A 23399-nucleotide genomic window follows, 5' to 3' on the forward strand; every position below is an offset into this window, starting at 1 on the left:
TTATTCTGACTTCCTTTTACATAGAATGACGTCAAGTTCCTTTCTTTAAACGGGTAAGAAAGAAACCGTCCGTGCCGAAACTCTGCGGGAATAGCTGAAATCCATATTCGGTGATACCGATAGAAGACTGTAATTCTTCCGGAAGCTCCTTAAAGAAATCGCCATCGACTGTAAAAGCAGGATTTTCCTTAAGAAAGCTTTTTACCACTTGTTCATTCTCCATTTTTTCAATCGTACATGTGCTGTAGACGAATAAACCATCATCCTTAAGTAAATCAGCAACATGATTGAGAATATCAAGCTGGATTATGTGCAGCCTTTCAATATCTTGCTCTGACTTTTCATATTTGATCTCCGGCTTACTGTTGATTACTCCTAGACCTGAACAAGGTGCATCAACCAGAATCCGGTCAAAGCTTGCTTCAGCGTATTTTTCTTTTAATTTACGAGCATCATGAGCCGTTGCATGGATGATAGAGAGCCCTAATGTTCTTTGCTTTTCCTCGATGAGCTTCACTTTCTTCTTGTGCAGGTCATGGGCATATACAATTCCTTCGTTAAGCATTTTCTCCGCTATATGTGTTGCTTTCCCGCCTGGAGCACTGCAGGAATCGAGAACATCCATTCCAGGTTCAGGTTTTAACATTTCGGCAACTAACATCGAGCTCTCATCTTGAATTGTCAGTTTTCCTTCAGTAAATAATTTACTTGATAGCACATTCCCTTTCTCAATTTGAATGCCTTGCTTTGAAAAAAGGGAAGGTTTTACAGTAAATCCTTCCTGTTCCAATTCAGCCATCGCTTCTTCACGGGAAATTTTTAATGGTTGAATACGGACGGACATCGGCTTCTCTTTTAAATTTGCCTGGCAGATTGCTTCAGCTGTTTGAAAGCCATACTGCTGAATCCAGCGGTTCACAAGCCATTTAGGGTGACTTGTCTCAACAGAAAGTCTCTTCAGCGGATCTTTTATCTCAGCTAAATCGCGAACGCCATTTCGCTGAATATTCCGGAGAACCCCGTTGACAAAACCCTGGATGCCACGATGTCCCTTTTTCTTTGCAATTTCAACTGCTTCATGAATAACTGCATGGTCTGGAATCTTATTCAAATAAACCATTTGGTAGACGGACATCCGTAATAGCATTCTTACCCAGTCGTCGATTTTTTTATTCGGGTCAACATACTTGGAAAGATAGTAATCGAGCGTCATTTTCCTTTCCAATGTTCCGTAGACAATCTGTGTTAAGAGTGCTTCGTCTTTTGGATTCAGTTCATTTTTCTTTATTTCTTGATTGATTAATAAATGACTGAAGCCATGGTCCTTTTCAATCCGTACTAATAATTCCAGTATCAAGTTTCTTAGTTTAGTTGTCTTCATCTTATTCTCCTAAACGTACGCCGACTTGAATTCGCTCGCCCGACCCTTGAAGATAATCTTTGACAAGCATCCTTGTTTTACCTGCTGGTTGAATTTCTGTAATTCGAATTCCTTTTTTATCCCCGCAAACGACAATGAAGTCAGCCTGATCATTTTTAGCGACGATTTCCCCGGCCTTTCCTTCATATGTTTTCCCATCGGTTTCACCCCACCATATCTTCATTGTTTTACCAAGATAGGTCGTGTAGGCAACCGGCCATGGATGTAAGCCACGGATTTGATTGTAAATTTCCGTACTGCTCTTATTCCAATCAATCCATTCATCTTCTCGTTTAATGTTCGCTGCGAACGTCGCCTGTTCTTCTTCCTGCGGGATTGTTGTCAGCTGTCTGTTAAACAGTTTTGGGAGTGTTTCGATTAATAACTTAGCACCAGCTTCCGATAATTTATCATGAAGGGTACCGACATGGTCTCGGGCAGCAATTGGTACGGTGACTTGTGCCAGCATATCACCCGCATCGAGTTTCTCGACCATATACATAATGGTGATCCCTGTTTCTTTTTTACCTTGAATAATGGCATGGTGAATCGGTGCCCCGCCCCGCAATTCCGGTAGTAAAGATGCATGGACGTTAATACAGCCGAACGGTGGTGCTTCGAGCAGTTTATTCGGAAGCAATTGACCATAAGCCGCTGTGACAATAACATCCGGATTTGCATCCATTATTGCTTGATAATCTTCTCGCAATCGTTCTGGCTGGAACACCGGCAGCCCCAAATCTTCTGCAGCCTGTTTCACTGGGGAAGGCGTAATAACTCGTTTTCTCCCCTTGGGTCTGTCGGGCTGGGTCACTACTAAAACTATTTCGTGCTCCTCGCGGGCAAGCGCGTGAAGAATTGGTACAGAAAAGTCCGGTGTCCCCATAAATACGATTCTTTTCATTTTTTTACCTACTTTCTAATCCATCATGATGTTGTTCTATTACATCATCTGATAAGGTTGCATATCAACAATAATTTGTAAGTCGTGTTTTTGAATCTGTTCTTTAAAGTTGTTTGTAACTTCTTGAATAAAAGTACGTAACTTAGGTTCGTGCTTGTATTTTATCATGCATTGGTAACGATATCTATCCTTAATGCGTGGGATTGGTGAAGGTGTCGGTCCAAGGATGATTGTTTCTGGATCAACTTTCATCAATAATTGTTGAACGAACTGCTGTGTAGCCTGTACAACTTGTACATGGTTCTCATGCGTAATCGTTATGAGCGCCAGATAATAGTAAGGAGGATAGCGAAACGCTCTTCGCATCGCCATTTCTTTTTTATAAAAGTCTTCAAAGTTATACTTACTCGCAAGTTCGATACTATAATGATCCGGTGTGTAGGTTTGAACAATGACTTCTCCAGGTAAATCATGCCTCCCTGCACGACCGCTTACTTGGGTAAGAAGCTGAAATGTCTTTTCAGATGATCGAAAATCAGGCAAATGTAGCATGGAATCGGCCGTGAGCACCCCAACCAATGTGACATTTTCAAAATCGAGTCCTTTTGCGATCATTTGCGTTCCTAAAAGAATATCTGCTTTATGTTCACTGAACTCACGAAGCAGCTTTTCATGAGCACCTTTTCTTCTCGTCGTATCTACATCCATCCTGATCACTCGGGCTTCGGGGATTAATTGGGTGAGTGACTCTTCCACCCGCTGTGTCCCTGTACCAAAGTAACGGATCAAATCACTGGAACATTCTGGACACACGTTTGGCACTTCTTCTTCATACGAACAGTAATGACACTTCAGCAAATGGCTGTTCTTATGATAGGTTAAGGCAATATCACAATGCGGGCATTCTTTTACATGCCCACAGTCCCGGCACATAATAAAGGTCGAGTATCCTCTTCTGTTTAAGAGAAGGACAATTTGTTCACCTTTTGCAATACAATCTCTTATTTTCTCCATGAGCAGACGCGAGAACATCGTTCGGTTCCCTGCGTGGAGCTCCCTTCGCATATCGACGGTAATGACTTCAGGCAGCGGTTTATCATTCGTCCTTTTCGTGAGGGTAGCTAACTTATATACTCCTTTTGCGGCTCTCGCATAGGATTCAAGGGTCGGAGTGGCACTCCCAAGAACGACTGGGAAGTTTTGATCCTTCCCTCTTTTAATTGCAACATCCCTTGCATGATAACGCGGTTGATCTTCTTGCTTATAGCTTGTCTCATGCTCTTCATCAATAATGATAATCCCGAGGTTTTCAAATGGGGAAAAGATAGCGGAACGGGCTCCGACAACAACTTGCACTTCTTTACGTTGGATTTTCCGCCATTCATCAAATTTCTCCCCCGCTGACAACGCACTGTGCATGACAGCTACATTTCTCCCGAATCTACCTTTGAATCGTTTCACCATCTGAGGTGTTAGGGAAATCTCGGGGACGAGCACAATCGCTTCTTTCCCTTTCTTAATTACTTCTTGAATCGCTTGTAAATAAATTTCCGTTTTCCCGCTGCCGGTTACACCGTGCACAAGGATCACTTCATGTTCATTATTTTCAATACTTGCTAGGATTGGTTCAATCGCTTGTTGTTGTTCGGGCTTTAGCGGAAGCGGATCTGTTCGTTCGATTGCATCATCATTATACGGATTCCGATATGTTTCTTTTTGGTATGTATCTAGAAGTCCTTTATCAATTAATGCCTTCACCGTGCTTGTTGTCGTTCCTATCGTTTGCAGTAATGATTTCTGTTTAATCTCCTGCGGGTTTTCAATGAAAAATTCAATAATTGCCCGCTGCTTCCTTGCAGATTGGGACAAATCATGTAAAGCTTCTTCCAATAAGTGAATTTCTTTTTTCGGATATACGAATGTTTCAAATTTCTTTGTGATTTTCGACTTAACGATATAATCGATCTGGACTTCCCCTGCATCTACTGCTTTTTTTAAATGTTGATAGTTTAACGCAGAGGCTTCAAATTCTTCAAATGGAATAACATCCCGACCTTGGAACAGATCTTCCAATTCATCTGACAATACTTCACCGCTGAGACGATTGATCTCTTTCTTATACTTCGACTTGAGTACCTGGGGAAGCATTACTTGTAGAGCAACAATTGAAAGGGATAGTGTTCGATGAGCTAACCATTTACCTAAATCAAGCAATTCTTTTGTAAGAACGGGAACTAAGTCTAGCACTTCTTCAATAGGTTTTAACTTATTAAAGGATGATGTATCCGTGATTTCTACTACAAACCCCATAATTTTCCTTGGACCAAACGGAACAATAACACGCATCCCCGGAGTCAGCACATGCGTGAAACGGTCTGGTATTTCATAATCAAAGGTTTGGTCGATGGCAAAAGAAGGCACATCGACGATTACTTTTGCTACGTTCAATCTAACTCATCCTTCATATCACGAATAATAAGTTTCCATAAATTTTCTGCAATTACTTTTTTCGATGCAAGCGGTAAGTTTTCTTCTTCCAGCTTACGATTTAAATACGTAACGATGTTTGTATCGCCCGCAAAACCTGCCCCTTCAGAAGAAACATTATTAATCACAATAGCATCAAGATTTTTCTTTTCTAATTTACCTTTACCGTATTCAAGGACTTTTTCGGTCTCTGCTGCAAACCCAACAAGGAATTGGTGCTGCTTCTCCTCTCCCAGAGACTGGAGAATATCCTTTGTTCGTTCCATTTCTATAATAAGATCATCGCCTGATTTTTTAACTTTTTCTTTAAAAGTTTGTTTCGGCCGGTAATCCGATACTGCTGCGGCTTTTATTACAATATCACTTTCTGGGAAAAATCGATGGATTGCCTGATACATTTCTTCTGCGGAGACAACATCGACCCGTTTAATACCACCGTTCTTCATCTGATTACCTGTAGGTCCCGCTACAACCGTCACTTCGGCACCGAGTTCTGCTGCAGCTTCAGCTAAGGCAAAGCCCATTTTTCCTGATGAGCGATTAGATAAGAAACGGACTGGGTCAATGACTTCCCGTGTAGGTCCGGCAGAAATCAAGACGCGTTTTCCTTTTAAAGGCTCGTCCTTTTGTTGATGGTCCTCGATCACTTCGATAATTGTTTCCGGTTCTTCGAGTCTACCTTTCCCAACGTAGCCACAAGCTAAATAACCGGCACCTGGTTCAATGAAGTGATATCCCCACTCATCCAATTGCTGCATGTTCTCAACTACAGCAGGATTTGCATACATATGCACATTCATCGCAGGAGCAATATACACTTCCGCCCGGGTTGCAAGCAGAGTAGTGGACAGCATATCGTCCGCAATCCCGTTCGCTAACTTTCCAATAATATTGGCTGTCGCTGGGGCGATTATCGCAATCTCTGCCCAATCAGCTAAATCAATATGGGCAATCTTTTCAGGATCTTTTTCGTCAAAAGTATCTATATATACAGGGTTTCGGGATAAGGCCTGGAAGGTGAGCGGAGAAACAAATTTCGTTGCATTTTCCGTCATCAAGACTCTTACATTCGCACCTTTTTGTGTCAACTTACTCGTAAGCGCACAAGCCTTGTAAACAGCAATCCCACCAGAAACCCCCAACAAAATATTCTTTCCTCTAACCACACAAAAACCCCCTTCTCAACTCCCTTCAGTTTAACATATTTAACAACAAAAGCGGAAGCGTGCGCATAGGGACGTACAAACTGGAATACTACGTAATGAGATAAAGGAAACACAGTGGAGGACGTATGGACATTTCAAAAAGAAAAAACCCCGCTATAAAAGCGAGGCGTTTATTCTTCTTCTGCAATATACAATTTTCCATCCGCAATTTCTTCTAGTGCCACCCCAACAAACGTGTGGGAAGATGGCTCTTCAACCATCGATTTTTTATTTTCAGCCAACTGCCTTGCACGTCTTGCAGATAGTGTGACTAATTCATACTTTGAATAAATTTTTTCCTGTAACTGGTCAATGGATGGTTCTAGCATCATGTCAATCTACCTCCAATATTTTTCTATATAGCATTTCCACTCGTTCTCTTTTCATATGCTCCGCTTTAATAATCGCTTTTACTCGGTCCACGGCTAGATCGACGTCATCATTTACGACTACATAATCATAAGCATGCATCATTTCAATTTCATTACGGGCCTCTTTTAACCGGTTGCCGACAAGTTCTTCCGTTTCCGTTCCACGGCTTACGATGCGGTTCTTTAATTCATCAAGACTCGGAGGAAAGAGAAAAATAAAAACTCCTTGCGGGAAGTTATTTTTCACCTGTAAAGCTCCTTGGACTTCAATCTCAAGAAATACGTCTTTTCCCTTTGCTAATGTTTCCTCAACAAAAGCTTTCGGTGTTCCATAATAATTATTAACATATTTGGCGTATTCTAAAAGTTCGTTATCTGTAATCATTTGCTCGAATTTTTCTTTCGAACGGTAAAAATAATCTACACCCTCCACTTCACCCGGTCGCATATTTCTAGTTGTCATGGAAATGGAGTATTGTAAATCTGTCTGCTCCTCAAAAAGCCTTTTTCGAACGGTTCCTTTTCCAACACCAGATGGTCCTGAAAGGATAAATAATATACCTGACTCATCCTTCAATTGCTCTTCCTCCTATTACAAACTTACTCTATAAAGAAATCATCTTATATACGAATAATTTATGATTCCTCCGTTACTTCCTCATGGTTCATGACTCGTTGCCCGACCGTCTCCGGTTGGACTGCAGATAATACGACATGATCACTATCCGTGATAATGACCGCTCTCGTTCTTCTGCCATATGTAGCGTCAACTAACTTATTGTTATCCCTTGCAACCGAAATAATCCGTTTAATAGGAGCTGATTCCGGAGATACAATAGAAATGATTCGATTAGCTGAAACAACATTACCAAATCCTATATTTATTAACGTAAGATTCACTTTCGTTCCCCCTCTGTCAGCAAAAACCGTCTGATATTCATTATACTTTAATCTAACAGATATTTATACTTATATCCAATCAAATCTTTAATTACTCGATATTTTGTATTTGTTCTTTTATTTTCTCTATTTCGGTTTTCAATATAACATCAAGCCCATTGATTTCCGCTGCTGTAGCTTTTGAGCCGATCGTATTTGCTTCCCGGTGCATTTCCTGACAGATGAAGTCAAGCTTCCTGCCGACACTGCCTTCTTCCTTTAACGTATTTTTCATTTGATTGATATGGCTCTGCAGTCTCGTTAATTCTTCGGTAATATCGCCTTTTTCAGCTAATATGGCAACTTCTTGCATTATCCTTGCCTCGTCAATTGTATTGTACTCAGCAAGATGCTCGGTAATCCTTTTACTGATTCTTTCGCGGTAGGTTTCAATTACTTTCGGACGGACGTGCTGCAAGTGGTTCATCGTATCCTCTAATACTTGTAATCGCTCCTCTAAATCTTGCTCAAGGAAAGTTCCTTCCGCTCGCCTCATTTCCAAAAGTTTTCTACATGATTCTTCCACCGCTTGTAACAGGTTAGTCGTTAATGTTTCATCTTGCATCTCTTCTTCCTCAACGATAAATATATCCTCTAAATTCACTAATTGCTCGATATTCAGCTCACCTTTAATTGGATAGTGTTGCTTGATTTCTTCGACGCGGTCAACATACTGCCCCAGTATTTCCCAGTCTACATGTACGTTTTTATGAATCGATCCTTGACCTTGTATCGATATATATACTTCAATTTTACCTCGTTTAAAATAGTTTTTTATAATTTTTTTGAGTTTTTCTTCGAGGTAATAAAAGCTGCGCGGCATTTTTATTGTAATATCTAGGAATCGGTTATTAACAGAGCGCATTTCCGCTGTTATCTGGTATTCTTCATGTTCAATTACTTGTTTTCCAAAACCTGTCATACTTGAAAGCATTTTAATCACTACCTTTTCATGAACGGTATTCTTATGTACTCATCCTAAAATACAAAAGTAATTCATTTTTATCAAGTACCCGAAATATTTGAGGTATGTACTTAGACGCAATTACTTAAATAAAAAGTTCTCCAATATGAACCGGTGATCACTTTCATTCAGCGTAAGTGTTTTGTGCATTCATTTTATTAGCGTTCTAATTACCGTTCAGTTGCCCGGCGGACGGATGCTTTCCACGGGCACGGCCTCAGCCTCCTCGGAAGAAAACCGCTTCCTGCTCAGGTCTGGACTCGTGCTTTTCCCGTAGGAGTCACCGTCCGCCGGGCAACTGAACTGGTCTAAAGGATTATTTTAAAAAGAAATTATTCCGTTATGATAAGGATTGTACTTCTGGAATATTAAACAGTAATCCAAATCACGGTCTTTACTCGGAGCAGTCCAGACACCTCGAGACTCCAGCAGGAGGATAGGCATAGGTGAGACCCCACAGGGCGACAGCCCGAGGAGGCTCACCAGCCACCTGCGGAAAGCGAGAGGTGTCTCTGCGGACCTCCAGGAGAAGGTTGCACTTACGCTGAATGAAAGTAGTCAGTAGTTTTTTCGGTTATCTTTTGAAAGGGAATTAAAGGTAAAACGAACTAAGTTTAGAACCTTGTCTATAACTATAATAAATCGTCAGTTTTACTAATTTTTCCATAAGATAACTATTTCAGGCATAAAAAGTTGAGTTATGTATACCTTACCACGATTTCTTATTCCTGCGTAATGAAACATACCCGGATTCTCCTTGCAACGGGGCAAGAGGAAAACCGGGCAGGATTTATTTCTTCGTATAAGCGAATAGAATCGTCGGTAATAAACTTAATATGAGCACAATCAACCAATCTAATACTCCAAGTGCAGTAGTATGGAATATCGGTTGAAGTGGTGGCCAATATACGACAATGAGCAATAGCAGGACAGATGAAAGAACGGCAAATAGTAAATATTTATTTTCAAATGGATTCCGAGCAAAAATGGACTTTTCACTCCGACATTCAAATACATGAATGAGCTGTGCCATGACAAGTGTAGTAAAGGTCATCGTCCGTGCATAAGTGAGATTATCCGGATCATTATGATAAGCGAACAGGAAAGCAATTAAAGACACAAGACCGATCAAAATGCCTCTACTGACGATTTTATAACCAAGCCCTCTTGCAAAAACACCCTCTCTCGGATTACGCGGCTTTCGTTTCATAACATCTTCCTCGGATGTATCCATACCGAGCGCCATTGCCGGCAATCCATCTGTTACAAGGTTTACCCACAGTATTTGCACTGGGACAAGTGGCAGTGGCATTTTAAGCATGACAGCAAATAGCATGACAAGGATTTCTCCAACATTCGAGGCTAGTAAATAGCGAATGAACTTCCGGATATTCTCATAGATATTCCTTCCTTCATCAATTGCTGCTTTGATCGTTGCAAAGTTATCATCCATTAGAACGAGGGATGAAGCTTCTTTCGTTACATCGGTCCCGCTAATCCCCATACTAATGCCGATATCCGCAGCTTTGATAGATGGAGCGTCATTCACGCCGTCCCCTGTCATAGCCACAACATGTCCTCGACTCTGGAAAGCTTTTACAATTCTTAATTTGTGTTCCGGGGTTACTCTAGCGAAAACATAAATCTCTTCAATTTGTTTTTCCAATTCATGCTGGGTCATCTGATTTAATTCGCTTCCAGACACGGCACGACCCGATTCAGGGAGTAATTCCAGTTCCTTTGCTATTGCAGTAGCAGTATTCGCATGATCTCCAGTGATCATTACTGTTTTGATTCCAGCTTGTCTACAAGCAAGGATGGCTGGTTTTACTTCTTTACGCGGAGGATCGATCATCCCATATAATCCGATAAAAGTGATTTCTGTTTCTAGGAATGCGGCATCATCAAGCAATTCATCTTTCCGTAAAGGACGCACACCGATTCCAATAATCCTTAAAGCATCACTTGCCATCCGCTCTATAGCTTGATTGAATTTATCTTTCCCCGTTAAATCAAGGACTTTTCTACCATCTTTCGTTAAATGGAATGATGACCTTGGCAGCAATACATCGGGTGCTCCTTTTACGATAAGATAACGTCTGCTTTTCTCATCTTCCACAACGACACTCATCCGCTTTCTTTCCGAGTCAAAAGGAAATTCTTTCACTAATCGATATTCTGCTTTTATCGCTTCATTTAATCCAAATTTCCGAGCTGCGACAAGCAGGGCTCCATCAACGGGATCGCCATCGATTGTATATTGTCCATCTTGTAACTTTAAATTTGCCTGATTACAAAGAATGCCGTAACGAAGCATCGCATCCAAGTTCGGATGGTCCCCATCGACAGTTTGATCTCCATTCAAAATTTCTCCATTAATCTGGTAACCTTCTCCTGTTAAATGAAGGAACTCTCCGTTCAGATAGAGCTTCTTAACGGTCATCTGATTCTCCGTCATCGTGCCTGTCTTATCTGAACAGATTACCGAAGCAGAACCTAATGTTTCAACGGAAGAAAGCTTGCGAACAATCGCTTTCCGTTTAATCATTCTTTGTACACCGAGGGATAGAGCGACAGTTACAATTGCTGGTAAGCCTTCTGGAATCGCTGCTACTGCTAAGGAAACGCCAGCTAGAACCATATGATAAAGCGGCCTACCTTGTAAAATTCCAAGAATAACAACTAATGCAGTGAGGAGAAATGCAACAATAATTAAAACTTTACCTAATTCCGCTAATTTCCGTTCGAGCGGTGTCATAATCTTCCTCGTTGTCATGATTAAGGATGCAATTTTACCCATTTCCGTCTGCATCCCTGTCCTTGTGACAACACCGATTCCTTGTCCCTTTGTTACTAAAGTGCCCATGAACGCCATATTCAGCTGGTCCTGTGGGTCGAGATCGGTCTCCGTCATAGCTTGTCCAATTTTGGCGACGGGTAAGGATTCACCAGTCAACGCCGATTCCTCAATTTCTAGGCTGTTCGCTTCTACAACTCGGATATCTGCCGGGATTCGGTCACCGCTTTGTATTTTCACTACATCCCCTGCCACGAGTTCACGTGAATTTATTTTTTTCCATTTCCCATTTCTTTTCACATTACTTATAGGTGCTGATAATTGTTTAATTTTCTCAAGGGAATCCTCCGCTTTCTGTTCTTGAAAATAGCCGATGCACCCATTTACAAGTACGATAATCATAATCGCTATCGCATCGACATATTCACCGAGCAAACCGGCAATTAATGTGGCCCCTAATAGCACAAGGACCATGAAATCCTGAAATTGCTTCAGAAACAGCAGCCAGCGGGATTGCTTCTTCTGGGCATCAAGTTCGTTCGCTCCAAATTTCTTTCTTCTTGCATGTACTTGTTCTTCAGTTAGTCCTTGTGGGATAGTAACCTGTAATTTTTTTTCGACTTCATCTATATCTAATTGATACCATTTCATCAGCATTCCTCCAACCCTTTACTAATCCACTTCTACCCCATCTATATGCCGTACTCGTTCAATTAATGCTATAATTTACAATGAGGTGATTGATATGCCATTTGACGGTATTGTTACACGAGCAGTAACAAATGAATTACAAGATCTACTACTACCGGGGAAAATTTCAAAGATCTACCAACCGACAGCCCAAGAACTTATTTTTACGATTCGTAGTCAAGGAGTTAACCAAAGCCTACTCTTTTCCATACATCCAACGTATGCGCGGATCCATATAACAAAGGACAGCTACATCAATCCGAAAGAGCCGCCGATGTTTTGTATGGTGCTTAGAAAGCACCTTGGTGGCGCAACGATAAATTCGATTGAGCAAGATCGTTTGGAACGCGTCATAACTTTTTCTTTTACTACAAGAAATGAAATCGGTGACCAAAGTGAGAAACAGTTAATTGTTGAGCTGATGGGAAGACATAGTAATATCATTCTCGTGAATGAAGAGACGGGGAAAATTATTGACAGTATGAAACATATTTCCATGGCACAGAACCGCCATAGGACCATTCTCCCAGGACATGACTATGTTAAGCCGCCTGAGCAAGATAAGTTGAATCCATTAGAAATTGATGGTGAGGATCTGATTAAACGGATAGATTTCAATGCTGGTAAAATAGACAGACAACTTGTCCAGCATCTTACAGGCTACTCGCCTTTTATCACGAAAGAAATTGTAAGAAGGGCTAAACTTGGTGATATGTCCGTTTATAAGGAAAAGTTTGAAGAAATAAACCACGACGTTATTGCAAATAACTTTCAACCGGCAATCTATGTAAATGATCGTGAAGATTACCATGTTATAGAAATTACAACAGACAAACTAACAAAACAAAATTTCGATACGGTAAGTGAGATGCTAGACAATTTCTATTCCGGAAAAGCCGAAAGAGATAGAGTGAAGCAACAAGCGAAAGATCTTTCCCGCTTCATCCGTAATGAAATAAATAAAAACGAACGGAAGTTAAAAAAACATTACCAAACATTGAAAAAAGCTGAAAAAGCGGATGATTACCAAAAATACGGTGAACTGCTGACCGCTCATCTACATCTTGTAAAGCCAGGAGACACGGCTGTAAATGTAATCGATTATTATGATCCAGAACAGAATGAAGTGGAAATCGAACTTAATCCGCAACTTTCACCTAGTGAAAATGCCCAGCGCTTCTTTAAGAATTACCAAAAGCTAAAGAATTCAAGGAAAATTGTTCAGACAGAAATTAAAAAAACGGAAGAAGAAATTGATTACTTTGATCGGCTGCTACAACAGATTGATGTGGCTGGGGAAGAGGATATTGAGGAAATTAGAGAAGAACTTAGGGATGAAGGGTATTTAAGAAAACAACGGACAAAAAGCCGGAAGAACAAGGTTCAAAAACCGGTACCGGAAACATTTATCGCTTCTGATGGAACGGAAATTCTTGTCGGTAAGAATAATAAACAAAATGAGTATTTAACGATGAGGCTCGCACGTCGCGATGAGATTTGGCTGCATACGAAGGATATACCGGGCTCGCATGTTGTTGTTCGGCATACAGACCCCAGTGAGGAAACGTTACTCGAGGCGGCGAAACTTGCAGCTTATTTCAGTAAGTCACAAAATTCCTCTTCGGTTCCAGTTGATTACACGTTGATTCGTCATGTGAAAAAGCCAAACGGGGCGAAACCAGGCTATGTCACCTACGACAACCAAAAAACCCTATTCGTCACCCCCTCCGCCAAATTCGTAGAACAACATCGACAGAAAAAGTAATTTTTCGACACTGATACATTTATACTAATCCAATTGATTCGCTATGAATGGAAATCAAATTAGAGTGTATCCTAGGATCCAATACATTGAGACTCTAACTTGCGGACTTCCAGTAGAACGTTCTAGTCTATATGTAAATCTAGGTAATCAGACACAGAAAAGGATTATTCCTCGGAATGGGAATAATCCTTTTCTATGTGTATTAGTTATTCTACTGCTTGTGGAACTAGTTTGACATCAACGTTCCCTCTTGTTGCTTTGGAATAAGGACAAGCTTGATGTGCCGCTTGAACTAGTTCCTCGGCATCTTCGGGGCTGACACCGCTGATTTTAACTTTCAACGTCACGCCTATTTTATTGCCACCATCACTTTCGTCCTTCATAAAACTAACCTCAGCAGTCGTTTCCGAATCAATCCGTTTATCTTTTTTAGAGGCAATGAGGTTCAATGCCCCGTCAAAACAAGCGGAATATCCAGCCGCAAATAATTGCTCTGGATTCGATCCTTTCCCATTCTTATCCTGCAAGGGATTAACAAGTTCAAGGTCTAATATGCCATCCGAAGATTTCACATGGCCTTCCCGTCCATTTTTAGCTGTTGCACTTGAAGTGAAGAGTACATCACTCATTAACTACCACTCCTTTTCAAATATAGTATATATCTTCCACATTTATAGAAAGATAAAACATTATAGAAATATAGTAGCAGTCAATGCTTCAATAAAATGATTCACTTGTGGCAGTTGTCTTGAATCTTCCTGATAACAAACCCATGTATCACGAGTAACGCTTTTTCCATCCAACATGAGAGGAAGATGCGGATATTCTTCCATCATAGAATCCGAAACACTCTTGGGCAGAACCGCCATACCTATTCCCTGCTTCATGAATTGCTTACACGTTTCAATCTGATCTACCGTCATCGTCTTCAGCGGTTTAATCGATGCTTGCTGATAGTAGAGCCAGTTATCAACTAATTCATGCATACTATCATCACTTTTAAATGAAATCAATGGCCTTTCCTTCACACCATCTTCTGGAAATGGTTCAGTGTCAAAAATATAAAGAGGGTCGGCAAATAGACGTATACAAGTGCTTTCCTTTAATTTATCGCCTCGGATAATGCAGACATCGTAATTTTTATGATCAAGTCGAATATCTTCACTAATACCTGTTACAAGATCGATAGCAACTTTTGGAAACTGATTTGTGTATGCTCCTAAAATCTTTGGTAGAAAGCGTTGACTAATTAGTGATGAACAGGCGATTGACAGTGTTCCATGTACTTCTTTACTAGACTTTGCAAGTTTATTTAATATATATTCTTCTCTGTCGATTACCTCTTTTGCGTGCTCTAAAATAATTTCACCTGCTGGAGTAAGTTTTAAACGTTTGGATGTTCTTAAAAATATTTGTACTCCGAAATATTCTTCAATATATTTTAAGCGCTGGGTAACGGCCGGTTGTGAAATAAGCACAACTTTTGCAGTGCCACGAATCGTACCAATTTCATTTAGTTTGATCAATAGTTCATAGTCCGTTATTTTCATGTTAACACCCTTATTTGATTTGGATACATCTATTATAAAGGAATCACGGATAAGATTCAGTAAATCGGAACAGGTGGAAACTGACAATTTAATGAATTTACAATTTAATTCTCGTAAAATAGCAAAAGAAAATTACTCCTATCAGCCCACGGTCTTGAAGTAACTACTTAGACATCACTAGTTAAATAAAAGTTTGTTAAAATGATCTGACAATCGCCTTCATTCAGCGTAAGTGAAGTTTTCATCTGGAGGTCCGCAGTCCTGACACCTCTCGCTTTCCGCGGGCAGCCGGGTTACTCCTCGTAAGCTTTGCGTACTGCGGAGTCTCACCTATGCCTTTTGACGAACAGGAAGTTCTAATGCCGGTGTTGGTCACAGGACGTGACCGTTCTTAGACGGCCTTCTGCAGAGTCTCGAGGTGTCTGGACTGCTCCGAGGAACGGCCATATTTGGCTCACTATTTCAGATTATTCTCCCATTAGCACGTACATGTTACTTTAATCGGAAAATAACATGGGGTTATTCTCCCATCAGTGCGTTCATCTTACTTTAATCGGAAAATAACCCGGAGTTATCTTCCCATCAGTGCGGTCATCTTAATTTAATGGGAAAACAACATCTATCCGCCGGGTAACTGAACGGCGGTTAGAGCATTGAAATAAAGGAGCGAGTCCAAGCTTTTACGCTGAATATAGGAATAAGTCGTTAAGAATGAGTTATTGGAAAAACGTATCAAGTTGATAAAATTAATACTATTAGCTTGATGGATCATCGTTTTTACTGGTTACAATATGAATAATTACTGTTCCAGACTGCGGAGTAATAAAAAACCGAATGAAAGGATTTCCCTTCACTCGGTGTTAGTTTAATGTATCTCGCCAGTTTAATAATTCATGCATTTCTTCTTTACTTAAATTTCCACTAACCGTTAATGCTTCTAGTAGTTCATCAAAATTCGTTACGGTTTCGTGAATGAAATTAGCTGCTTTGAAGTTAGACGAGGCTTTTTCTAATCCGTAAGAAAAAATAGCCAACACACCGGTAACATCTGCTCCAGCAGCAGTGAGAGCTTGTGCAGCTTGAATCGCGGATCCACCTGTCGAAATAAGGTCTTCTATGACAACGACACGCTGACCGGGCTCGATGATTCCTTCAATTTGATTTCCTTTCCCGTGGGCTTTCGGTTTGGAACGTACATAAACAAGCGGCAAGTCAAGCGCAGTGCTTAACCATGCTGCGTGCGGAATCCCTGCTGTAGCACAACCAGCGATTACGTCTGGCCTCCAATTATTTGCTTCTAGTCGGGCGATAAATCCATCTGTAACTTTTTTTCGAATTTCCGGGTATGACATAATTAGTCGATTGTCACAATAAATCGGTGATTTCACACCAGAAGTCCAAGTGAAATAATCCTTCACATTAATTTGTACTGCGCGAATATCCAGTAAGTCTTGGACAAGTTCTTTTTCAATTACCATGTATAACAGTCTCCTTTATCGCTTTATGATAAGCTGCTTTCGGATTAGCGGCTCTAGTGATGCTTCTTCCCATCACAAGGTAGTCGGCTCCTAATCGTCTTGCCTCAGAAGGAGTTGCGACCCTTTCTTGATCATCTCGTTCAGATGTCTTTAAACGGATTCCTGGCGTTACCGTTAAAAAGTCATCCCCACATAATCGCTTAATTCCTTCTGCCTCGTGAACGGAACAAACAACACCGTCAGCCCCACTTGCTTTAGAAAGGCTCGCTAGCTTCTCGACCTGCTCATCCAATGCAAGTTGAAGCCCTAGTTCCTCCTGCATGGCTCGCTCATTCATCGACGTAAGTATTGTGACTGCAAGCAGTTTCGTTTGACTAGCGCCACCTGCAAGCAATCCCTCTTTCGCGCGTTTGATCATTTCTGAACCACCAAGGGCATGTACATTGACGATATCCACATCCAACTTCGCTAAATTCTTCATTGCCCGTTGAACCGTTGTCGGGATATCATGGAGTTTTAAATCAAGGAAAATCGAATGATTATTCGCCTTCAATTTTTCAATCATCGCGATTCCTTCCCTGTAAAAAAGCTCCATCCCGACTTTTACCGGCACACCTTGCAAATTATAACGGGTAAGGAATTGTTCCGTTTCCTCCCAATCTGGAAAATCTAATGCTAGATAAATTGAGTTCGTCATTCAATAACCGCCTTTCCAACCGCTTCTTTAACCGAGCTGAAACCATATTTCCGCAGTACTTCCGGCAACTCTGAAATAAGTTCTGGAAGGATAAGTGGATTTTGAAAATTTGCTGTTCCGACTGCAACTGCATTTGCTCCAGCGAGCAGGAATTCAAGTACATCTTCTACCGTTTGAATTCCCCCCATACCGATAATCGGAATGTTTGTTGCTTGTCTTACCTCATAAATCATCCGGATTGCAATCGGCTTTATTGCCGGACCAGAAAGGCCGCCTGTTTTATTTGCAATAAGTGGACGCCTTGACGGGAGATGCAGCTGCATGCCTGTTAAGGTATTAATCATCGTCAGTCCATCTGCACCAGCTTCTTCCACCGCTTTTGCCATCGCAACAATATTAGACACATTCGGGGAAAGCTTCACATAAACAGGTTTATTACTTGCTTGCTTTACCTTTTCTGTAACATGCTTTGCCATTTCGGGGTCTGTTCCAAATTGAATCCCGCCTTCTTTCACATTCGGGCAGGAAATGTTTAGTTCCAGTGCATGTACATCTGAGGTTTGATTAAATTTAGTTGCAACTTCTTCATATTCTTCAACCGTGCTACCGGCAACATTTGTTATGACAGCTGTATCATAATTTGCTAGAAATGGTACTTCTTCTTTAATAATCTTAGCTACTCCAGGATTCTGTAAACCAATTGCATTAAGCATCCCACTACTCGTTTCTGCAACCCTTGGTGTTGAATTTCCTGGGCGCTCCTCCCCTGTAGCAGCTTTCATCATGACAGCACCGAGTAGGCTTAGGTCATAAAATTTACTATACTCTCTGCCAAACCCGAAGCAGCCCGAAGCAGGCATAAGAGGATTTTTTAATTTTAAGCCGGGCAATTCGACTTGTAAATCAATCATAAAATGACCTCCTCAGCTGCAAAGACTGGCCCATCATGGCAGATTTTCTTGTAGCCACCTTCTGTTGTTGGTATAACACAAGCTGCACACGCACCGATTGTGCAACCCATTCGTTCCTCCAAAGAAATATAGCCCGTTTTATTATGCAATTGTGTAGTTAACGCTCGTAGCATGCCCGTCGGCCCACATGCATAATAAGCATTGAAACTAGGAACGCCAGTCACTGCATCTGTCACAAATCCTTTCATTCCATAAGAGCCGTCATCCGTTACAATAAACGTCTCTCCTAAACTTGCGAATTCCTTTTCATAGAAAACATATTCACTGGATTGAAAGCCAAGAATGGAAACAATCTTAATTCCTCCTTGCTTCTTTAATTGTTTACCAAGATAGTATAATGGCGGCACACCAATTCCCCCGCCAATTAATAACACTTTAGTCATTTCTCCTGACCTTAGAGGAAAACTATTACCATTCGGACCGAAACAGTCAATTTCTGCTCCAGGGATAAATCCAGCAAGTTCATCTGTTCCTTTTCCCATAATTTTAAATAATAGAGTTAATTCCTGCTTGTTCCGATCAATATTTGCAATGGAAATCGGTCGGGGCAACGTATGGTTTGGTAAGGCGATCGAGATAAATTGACCTGGTTTTGCCACTTCCGTTATATAATTATCCGTAAGCTTCATTTCAATCGTATCTTTGGCAATTTCTCGTATTTCTAAAAGTTTCATTTTGACTTTACGCATATTTTTCCAGCCCTCATTTTCTGTATTGTTCATAGCTGAAGGAAGACGGATTCGTCTTCGTATACAACTTTCCCACCTGCGATTGTGAGTACCGGTTTTCCAAATACGGTCCAACCGTTAAATGGTGTATTTTTCCCCTTGGAATAAAACGTATGTTTATCAATCGTCCATTCTTCGGTTAAATCGATTAGAGTGATATCTGCAAACTCAGCAACCTCAAGCCGACCATATGGCAGTCCAAAAACTTCCGCCGGCTTAACCGTCAGATAGTCGACAAGCAGCTTCAAGCTTAATTTTCCTGTCTTTACTAAATGGGTGTAAAGTAGTGGGAATGCTGTTTCGAGTCCAGTAATCCCAAATGGTGCTTGTAAGAAACCAAGGGCTTTCTCATCTTCAGCATGAGGTGCATGGTCAGTCGCAATTAGATCAATCGTACCATCAAGTAACCCTTCAAGTAATGCTTCCTGGTCTTCTTTTGCCCGTAATGGTGGATTCATCTTAAAGTTAGCGTCGTTTGATAAAATATCTTGTTCATTTAGTATTAAATGATGTGGTGTCACTTCAGCTGTTACGTTAATCCCCGCCCGCTTCGCATCCCGAATAACTCGAACAGATTCTTTCGTACTGACATGGCATACATGATAATGACAGCCTGCTGCTTCAGCTAACAGGACGTCCCTTGCAATCTGCACAGATTCACTGATTCCGGGTAGACCTGGCAAATTAAGGCGTTCACTCACTTCCCCGTCATGAACAACTCCATTATAGACAATCGAATTATCCTCACAGTGAGCGACAATCGCTTTACCAAGCTTTACGGCCCGCTTCATTGCTTGCAGCATGAGGTCAGCAGTCTGGACACCGACCCCATCATCCGTGTAGGCAAAAGCTTCCCCGAGACTTTCTAAATCTGTAAGTTCTTTTCCTTCGAGTCCTTTTGTAATAGAAGCATATGGAAGGACACGTATAATTGCATCCTCTTCAATCTTTGCTAGTAAATTATCTATTTTTTCACGATTGTCTGGGACAGGATTTGTATTCGGCATGGCAGCAACTGTCGTAAAGCCTCCTCTAGCAGCTGCCATTGTCCCCGTTTGAATCGTCTCCTTATGTTCTCCGCCAGGTTCTCTTAAATGAATGTGGACATCGATGAAACCTGGTAAGGCGAGTTTTCCTTGTCCATCGATTACTTCTTCCGCACTGACATTTACTTTATCGGCAATTTCCGATATCTTATTATACTCTATTAATATTTCTTTTTGGATCATTTCACCTGTCTCAGATAGCAGTTTGATATTTTTCAGTAGCTTTTTCACTTAAAATCCCCCATTCATTCAATACATTGATGATGATTGCCATTCTTACGTAAACTCCGTTGTTCATCTGTTTAAAGATTCGTGACCGTTCACATTCCACGAGTTCCGTATCAATCTCCACGCCGCGGTTAATCGGAGCCGGATGCATAATGATTGCGTTATCTTTCATTCTGCTTTCCCTCTCTTTTGTTAATCCGTATTGCTCTAAATAGTCATACGTATTCACCGAATGTTCGTGGCGCTCATGCTGAATCCGTAAAAGCATGACAACATCACACACTTCAACCGCTTCATCAATTGGAAGATAAGGAAATTCTAATACATCTCTTTCCATCCCCTGTGCCGCACTTAAATATACTTCCGCCCCAAGTTTCTGTAAACAAACAGCATTTGACCTTGCTACTCTGCTATGCTTGACATCTCCTGCGATCGCGATTTTCAAGCCTTCAAATGTTTTAAATTCTTGATAAATCGTTAGTAAATCAAGCATCGTTTGAGTCGGATGCTCTTTCGTCCCTGCTCCACCATTAATTAACGGAATCGACATTTTTGCTTCCAATTCTTTATACCAATCGTCTTCTTCGTGGCGGACAACTAAGAAGTCGGCTCCGATTGCTTCCAAGGTCTTTGCCGTATCATAGAGGGATTCCCCTTTCAATACTGATGAGTTTTGCGAGTGGAAATCCAGATTTTCTATCCCTAATTTTCTCTCCGCTACTACGAAACTCATTTTCGTTCTTGTGCTCGGTTCAAAGAACAGATTAGCCGCAAATAGTTGCCGTTCCAGTTTGTAATCGTTGTTTCGAAGTTTCTCTGCATCCTGTAAAATGGAATAAATCTCCTCGGTTGTCAATTGGTCTACTGAAATAAAATGTCTCATCTTTCTCCCTCCATTTTTTCGAATAGCTTAAATTGGCATAAAAAAATCTTCTTGCAATAAGGCTGCAAGAAGATAGACATGTCCCGTGTATCAGACATGTAAAATCGCAACCTTTTAAATCTCTCTGGATTTAGTTAAAAGTTGTTTCGTTATTCATTTTTCATAAATGGAAACATGGTCATCTTCATCTACTTCATCTAACTGAACGACAATAATTTCCTTCTCTGATGTAGGTATGTTCTTTCCTACATAATCTGCACGAATCGGTAATTCACGATGTCCCCGGTCTATCAACACACCGAGCTGAATCTGGGATGGTCTCCCAAGGTCAATTACTGCATCCATCGCTGCACGGACCGTTCGTCCGGTATACAGCACATCATCTACTAGGACAACAAGTTTCCCACTAACATCTACATTGATACTAGAAGATTTCAGTTCGGGTTCATCATTACTCGTCACCTTTTCCAGGTCGTCACGGTATAGTGTAATGTCCAGTTCACCCGTGGGAACGGTAATATTTTCAATTTGTTTAATTTTTTGCTGGAGACGGTTTGCAAGTGGTACCCCACGCGTTTTGATTCCGACAAGGATCAGGTCATCTGCTCCTTTATTTTTTTCAAGTATTTCATGAGCCATCCGCGTTAGCGCCCGGTTCATTGCTGGTGCATCAAGAACGGTTGCTTTCTTCTTCATTCGCTTGTTTTCCTCCTATGTTCTCCATATAAATAATCCCTTTTTCACATGAGGAAAAAGGGATTCATAAAATGACAGCATTTTTACCGATCCTTTTTAGCCTCACGGGACTATGATTAAAGGTCTTCTTATTTCTATATATTATTTCAAACTTTGATTCATATGTCAATACATTTTCTCAATTATTTTTAACGCATCACTGAAATAGGTCGGAATGGCTGATTCGAATTCCAGCCATTTTCCTGTGATCGGATGGGTGAAACTAACCTTTTTGGCATGGAGCGCTTGACCACCCAAATCAATCGTCTTTCTAGGACCATATAATGGATCTCCAACAAGCGGATAACCGATATATCTCATATGCACACGGATTTGGTGCGTTCTTCCAGTCTCCAGCTTACATTCAATAAATGAATAATCGGGGAAGTGTTTCAGTACATGAAAATTAGTAACAGCTGACTTGCCATTATCAACGACAGCCATCCGTTGTCTATTCTTCGGATCTCTTCCGATTGGAGCGTCAATTATCCCTGTTTCATGAGGGATTTCTCCATGAACAAGCGCAATATACTTTCTTTCCACTTCCCGGTTTGCAAATTGCTCTGATAAGCCGATATGTGCTTGATCGTGTTTCGCAACAACTAATAATCCGCTCGTATCCTTATCTAATCGGTGGACAATCCCTGGCCGCTCTACACCATTAATACCTGAAAGATCGTTACAGTGGTAAAGGAGTGCATTCACTAAAGTTCCTGAGCCATGTCCAGCTGACGGGTGTACGACCATTCCTCGCGGTTTATTCACGACAAGCAGGTCACTGTCCTCATACATAATATCAAGTGGAATATTTTCCGCTGTAATTTCAAGAGCTTTCACTTCCGGAATTTGCCACTCAATGACGTCCCCTTCTTCGCATTTATAATTTGCTTTAACTTGTCGTTCATTCACCTCCACGTAGCCCTCCGCAATCCATGTCTGAATTTGGGACCGGGAGCGGTCGGGATTTATTTCAGATAACAGCTTATCTATCCTTATTTGATTTTGTTCCGGTGTTACAGTATGGGTTTGAAAACTCATGCTTTTTCCTTTTCCTTCCTTTTTTCATTTTGTTCCTCAATAATTGTTACAATAATAATTAAGATTACACCGATTGTCAGTGCCGAGTCCGCAACATTAAAGATGGGGAAATTATAATTAAAAATAGTAAAATCAGCAAAATCCACTACTTCATGTCTGAACAATCGATCGATAAAGTTACCAATTGCTCCCCCAATAATAATACCTAAGGAGATTCCGAGTAGTTTATTATCATGGGCATATTTATGCATATAGTAAACGGCTGCGGCAATAAATACGAGGGTAATGATATAAAAGAAAATCATTTGTCCTTCTAAAATCCCCCAGGCTGCTCCACTATTACGGTGTGAAGTTAAATGAAAGAATCCATCAATGATAGGAATGCTTTCTCCAAGTTCCATATTAATAATAACCAGCCATTTCGTAATTTGATCCAGTGCAATAATCGCTAAGGCGATGAGATAATATGTCAGCATGCAGCAACCTCCGAAAAATGCTTCGAT

Annotated in this window: 21 protein-coding genes; 1 reads left to right on the plus strand and 20 read right to left on the minus strand. The window is 40.9% G+C overall.

The features are described 5' to 3' along the window. Positions 1–31: 31 nt before the first annotated feature. From rsmB to GN217_RS04735, 9 genes are all read right to left on the minus strand, one after another. Entirely contained in the window at positions 32–1381 is a 1350-nt protein-coding gene (gene rsmB, locus GN217_RS04695; protein ID WP_156855504.1) for a 16S rRNA (cytosine(967)-C(5))-methyltransferase RsmB, read from the minus strand. Between the two features lies 1 nt (position 1382). Further along, positions 1383–2324 (minus strand): methionyl-tRNA formyltransferase, encoded by a 942-nt coding sequence (fmt, locus tag GN217_RS04700; protein WP_156855505.1) that lies wholly within the window; start codon positions 2322–2324, stop codon positions 1383–1385. A 39-nt stretch (positions 2325–2363) separates the two neighbouring features. Then, positions 2364–4772 carry a primosomal protein N' gene (gene priA, locus GN217_RS04705; RefSeq protein ID WP_156855506.1) on the minus strand — a complete coding sequence of 803 codons (2409 nt, stop codon included), beginning with the start codon at positions 4770–4772 and terminating at the stop codon, positions 2364–2366. After that, positions 4769–5977: a bifunctional phosphopantothenoylcysteine decarboxylase/phosphopantothenate--cysteine ligase CoaBC gene (coaBC, locus tag GN217_RS04710; protein WP_156855507.1), complete on the minus strand. Its 1209-nt coding sequence runs from the start codon at positions 5975–5977 to the stop codon at positions 4769–4771. The genes priA and coaBC overlap by 4 nt, the downstream gene beginning before the upstream one ends. Before the next feature lie 170 nt (positions 5978–6147). Then, positions 6148–6348, minus strand: coding sequence for a DNA-directed RNA polymerase subunit omega (gene rpoZ / locus GN217_RS04715; RefSeq protein ID WP_156855508.1), 201 nt, complete (start codon positions 6346–6348; stop codon positions 6148–6150). A 1-nt stretch (position 6349) separates the two neighbouring features. Then, the gene (gmk, locus tag GN217_RS04720) at positions 6350–6964 is read right to left on the minus strand and encodes a guanylate kinase (RefSeq protein ID WP_156855509.1); all 615 of its coding nucleotides are present in this window, start codon (positions 6962–6964) and stop codon (positions 6350–6352) included. A gap of 59 nt (positions 6965–7023) precedes the next feature. Then, positions 7024–7287: an extracellular matrix/biofilm regulator RemA gene (remA, locus tag GN217_RS04725; protein ID WP_156855510.1), complete on the minus strand. Its 264-nt coding sequence runs from the start codon at positions 7285–7287 to the stop codon at positions 7024–7026. A gap of 91 nt (positions 7288–7378) precedes the next feature. Then, the gene (locus tag GN217_RS04730; RefSeq protein WP_198042595.1) at positions 7379–8248 is read right to left on the minus strand and encodes a YicC/YloC family endoribonuclease; all 870 of its coding nucleotides are present in this window, start codon (positions 8246–8248) and stop codon (positions 7379–7381) included. A gap of 832 nt (positions 8249–9080) precedes the next feature. Beyond that, complete coding sequence (locus tag GN217_RS04735) at positions 9081–11738, minus strand: cation-translocating P-type ATPase (protein ID WP_156855512.1); 2658 nt, start codon at positions 11736–11738, stop codon at positions 9081–9083. A gap of 94 nt (positions 11739–11832) precedes the next feature. On the opposite strand from GN217_RS04735, the gene GN217_RS04740 reads away from it, so the two are divergent. Then, a complete protein-coding gene (locus GN217_RS04740) occupies positions 11833–13542 on the plus strand; it encodes an Rqc2 family fibronectin-binding protein (protein WP_156855513.1) in 1710 nt (569 codons plus the stop codon). Between the two features lie 206 nt (positions 13543–13748). Here GN217_RS04740 and GN217_RS04745 read toward each other — a convergent pair whose 3' ends face one another. From GN217_RS04745 to lspA, 11 genes are all read right to left on the minus strand, one after another. After that, the gene (locus GN217_RS04745; RefSeq protein ID WP_156855514.1) at positions 13749–14171 is read right to left on the minus strand and encodes an organic hydroperoxide resistance protein; all 423 of its coding nucleotides are present in this window, start codon (positions 14169–14171) and stop codon (positions 13749–13751) included. Positions 14172–14231: 60 nt separating this feature from the next. After that, positions 14232–15092, minus strand: coding sequence for a LysR family transcriptional regulator (locus tag GN217_RS04750; RefSeq protein ID WP_156855515.1), 861 nt, complete (start codon positions 15090–15092; stop codon positions 14232–14234). Between the two features lie 860 nt (positions 15093–15952). Then, positions 15953–16570, minus strand: a complete 618-nt coding sequence (gene pyrE, locus GN217_RS04755; protein ID WP_156855516.1) for an orotate phosphoribosyltransferase — start codon at positions 16568–16570, stop codon at positions 15953–15955. Continuing rightward, on the minus strand, positions 16560–17267 hold the full coding sequence (pyrF, locus tag GN217_RS04760; RefSeq protein ID WP_156855517.1) for an orotidine-5'-phosphate decarboxylase: 708 nt from the start codon (positions 17265–17267) through the stop codon (positions 16560–16562). The genes pyrE and pyrF overlap by 11 nt, the downstream gene beginning before the upstream one ends. After that, complete coding sequence (locus GN217_RS04765; RefSeq protein WP_156855554.1) at positions 17264–18175, minus strand: dihydroorotate dehydrogenase; 912 nt, start codon at positions 18173–18175, stop codon at positions 17264–17266. Before GN217_RS04765 ends, pyrF begins: the two co-directional genes overlap by 4 nt. Beyond that, entirely contained in the window at positions 18175–18960 is a 786-nt protein-coding gene (locus GN217_RS04770; protein ID WP_232334331.1) for a dihydroorotate dehydrogenase electron transfer subunit, read from the minus strand. The genes GN217_RS04765 and GN217_RS04770 overlap by 1 nt, the downstream gene beginning before the upstream one ends. Further along, positions 18957–20195, minus strand: a complete 1239-nt coding sequence (locus tag GN217_RS04775) for a dihydroorotase (RefSeq protein ID WP_305080910.1) — start codon at positions 20193–20195, stop codon at positions 18957–18959. Before GN217_RS04775 ends, GN217_RS04770 begins: the two co-directional genes overlap by 4 nt. Before the next feature lie 10 nt (positions 20196–20205). Then, entirely contained in the window at positions 20206–21123 is a 918-nt protein-coding gene (locus tag GN217_RS04780; protein WP_156855519.1) for an aspartate carbamoyltransferase catalytic subunit, read from the minus strand. A 153-nt stretch (positions 21124–21276) separates the two neighbouring features. Further along, positions 21277–21819 carry a bifunctional pyr operon transcriptional regulator/uracil phosphoribosyltransferase PyrR gene (gene pyrR / locus GN217_RS04785; RefSeq protein ID WP_156855520.1) on the minus strand — a complete coding sequence of 181 codons (543 nt, stop codon included), beginning with the start codon at positions 21817–21819 and terminating at the stop codon, positions 21277–21279. A gap of 165 nt (positions 21820–21984) precedes the next feature. After that, the gene (locus tag GN217_RS04790; RefSeq protein ID WP_156855521.1) at positions 21985–22896 is read right to left on the minus strand and encodes an RluA family pseudouridine synthase; all 912 of its coding nucleotides are present in this window, start codon (positions 22894–22896) and stop codon (positions 21985–21987) included. Continuing rightward, the gene (gene lspA, locus GN217_RS04795) at positions 22893–23372 is read right to left on the minus strand and encodes a signal peptidase II (RefSeq protein WP_305080909.1); all 480 of its coding nucleotides are present in this window, start codon (positions 23370–23372) and stop codon (positions 22893–22895) included. Before lspA ends, GN217_RS04790 begins: the two co-directional genes overlap by 4 nt. Positions 23373–23399: the final 27 nt, after the last annotated feature.

Origin of the sequence: Oceanobacillus sp. AG (assembly GCF_009746545.1) — a bacterium.
GTDB classification, from domain to species: Bacteria; Bacillota; Bacilli; order Bacillales; family Amphibacillaceae; genus Oceanobacillus; species Oceanobacillus indicireducens.

Coding starts and splice junctions, on each gene's coding strand:
- fmt (WP_156855505.1), bottom strand. CDS start 2,324: ATGAAAAGAATCGTATTTATGGGGACACCGGACTTTTCTGTACCAATT.
- pyrE (WP_156855516.1), bottom strand. CDS start 16,570: ATGGTAATTGAAAAAGAACTTGTCCAAGACTTACTGGATATTCGCGCA.
- GN217_RS04735 (WP_156855512.1), bottom strand. CDS start 11,738: ATGAAATGGTATCAATTAGATATAGATGAAGTCGAAAAAAAATTACAG.
- GN217_RS04780 (WP_156855519.1), bottom strand. CDS start 21,123: ATGAGACATTTTATTTCAGTAGACCAATTGACAACCGAGGAGATTTAT.
- pyrF (WP_156855517.1), bottom strand. CDS start 17,267: ATGACGAACTCAATTTATCTAGCATTAGATTTTCCAGATTGGGAGGAA.
- rsmB (WP_156855504.1), bottom strand. CDS start 1,381: ATGAAGACAACTAAACTAAGAAACTTGATACTGGAATTATTAGTACGG.
- GN217_RS04770 (WP_232334331.1), bottom strand. CDS start 18,960: ATGAACAATACAGAAAATGAGGGCTGGAAAAATATGCGTAAAGTCAAA.
- rpoZ (WP_156855508.1), bottom strand. CDS start 6,348: ATGATGCTAGAACCATCCATTGACCAGTTACAGGAAAAAATTTATTCA.
- GN217_RS04775 (WP_305080910.1), bottom strand. CDS start 20,195: ATGATCCAAAAAGAAATATTAATAGAGTATAATAAGATATCGGAAATT.
- GN217_RS04790 (WP_156855521.1), bottom strand. CDS start 22,896: ATGAGTTTTCAAACCCATACTGTAACACCGGAACAAAATCAAATAAGG.
- GN217_RS04745 (WP_156855514.1), bottom strand. CDS start 14,171: ATGAGTGATGTACTCTTCACTTCAAGTGCAACAGCTAAAAATGGACGG.
- lspA (WP_305080909.1), bottom strand. CDS start 23,372: ATGCTGACATATTATCTCATCGCCTTAGCGATTATTGCACTGGATCAA.
- GN217_RS04750 (WP_156855515.1), bottom strand. CDS start 15,092: ATGAAAATAACGGACTATGAACTATTGATCAAACTAAATGAAATTGGT.
- GN217_RS04730 (WP_198042595.1), bottom strand. CDS start 8,248: ATGACAGGTTTTGGAAAACAAGTAATTGAACATGAAGAATACCAGATA.
- pyrR (WP_156855520.1), bottom strand. CDS start 21,819: ATGAAGAAGAAAGCAACCGTTCTTGATGCACCAGCAATGAACCGGGCG.
- GN217_RS04740 (WP_156855513.1), top strand. CDS start 11,833: ATGCCATTTGACGGTATTGTTACACGAGCAGTAACAAATGAATTACAA.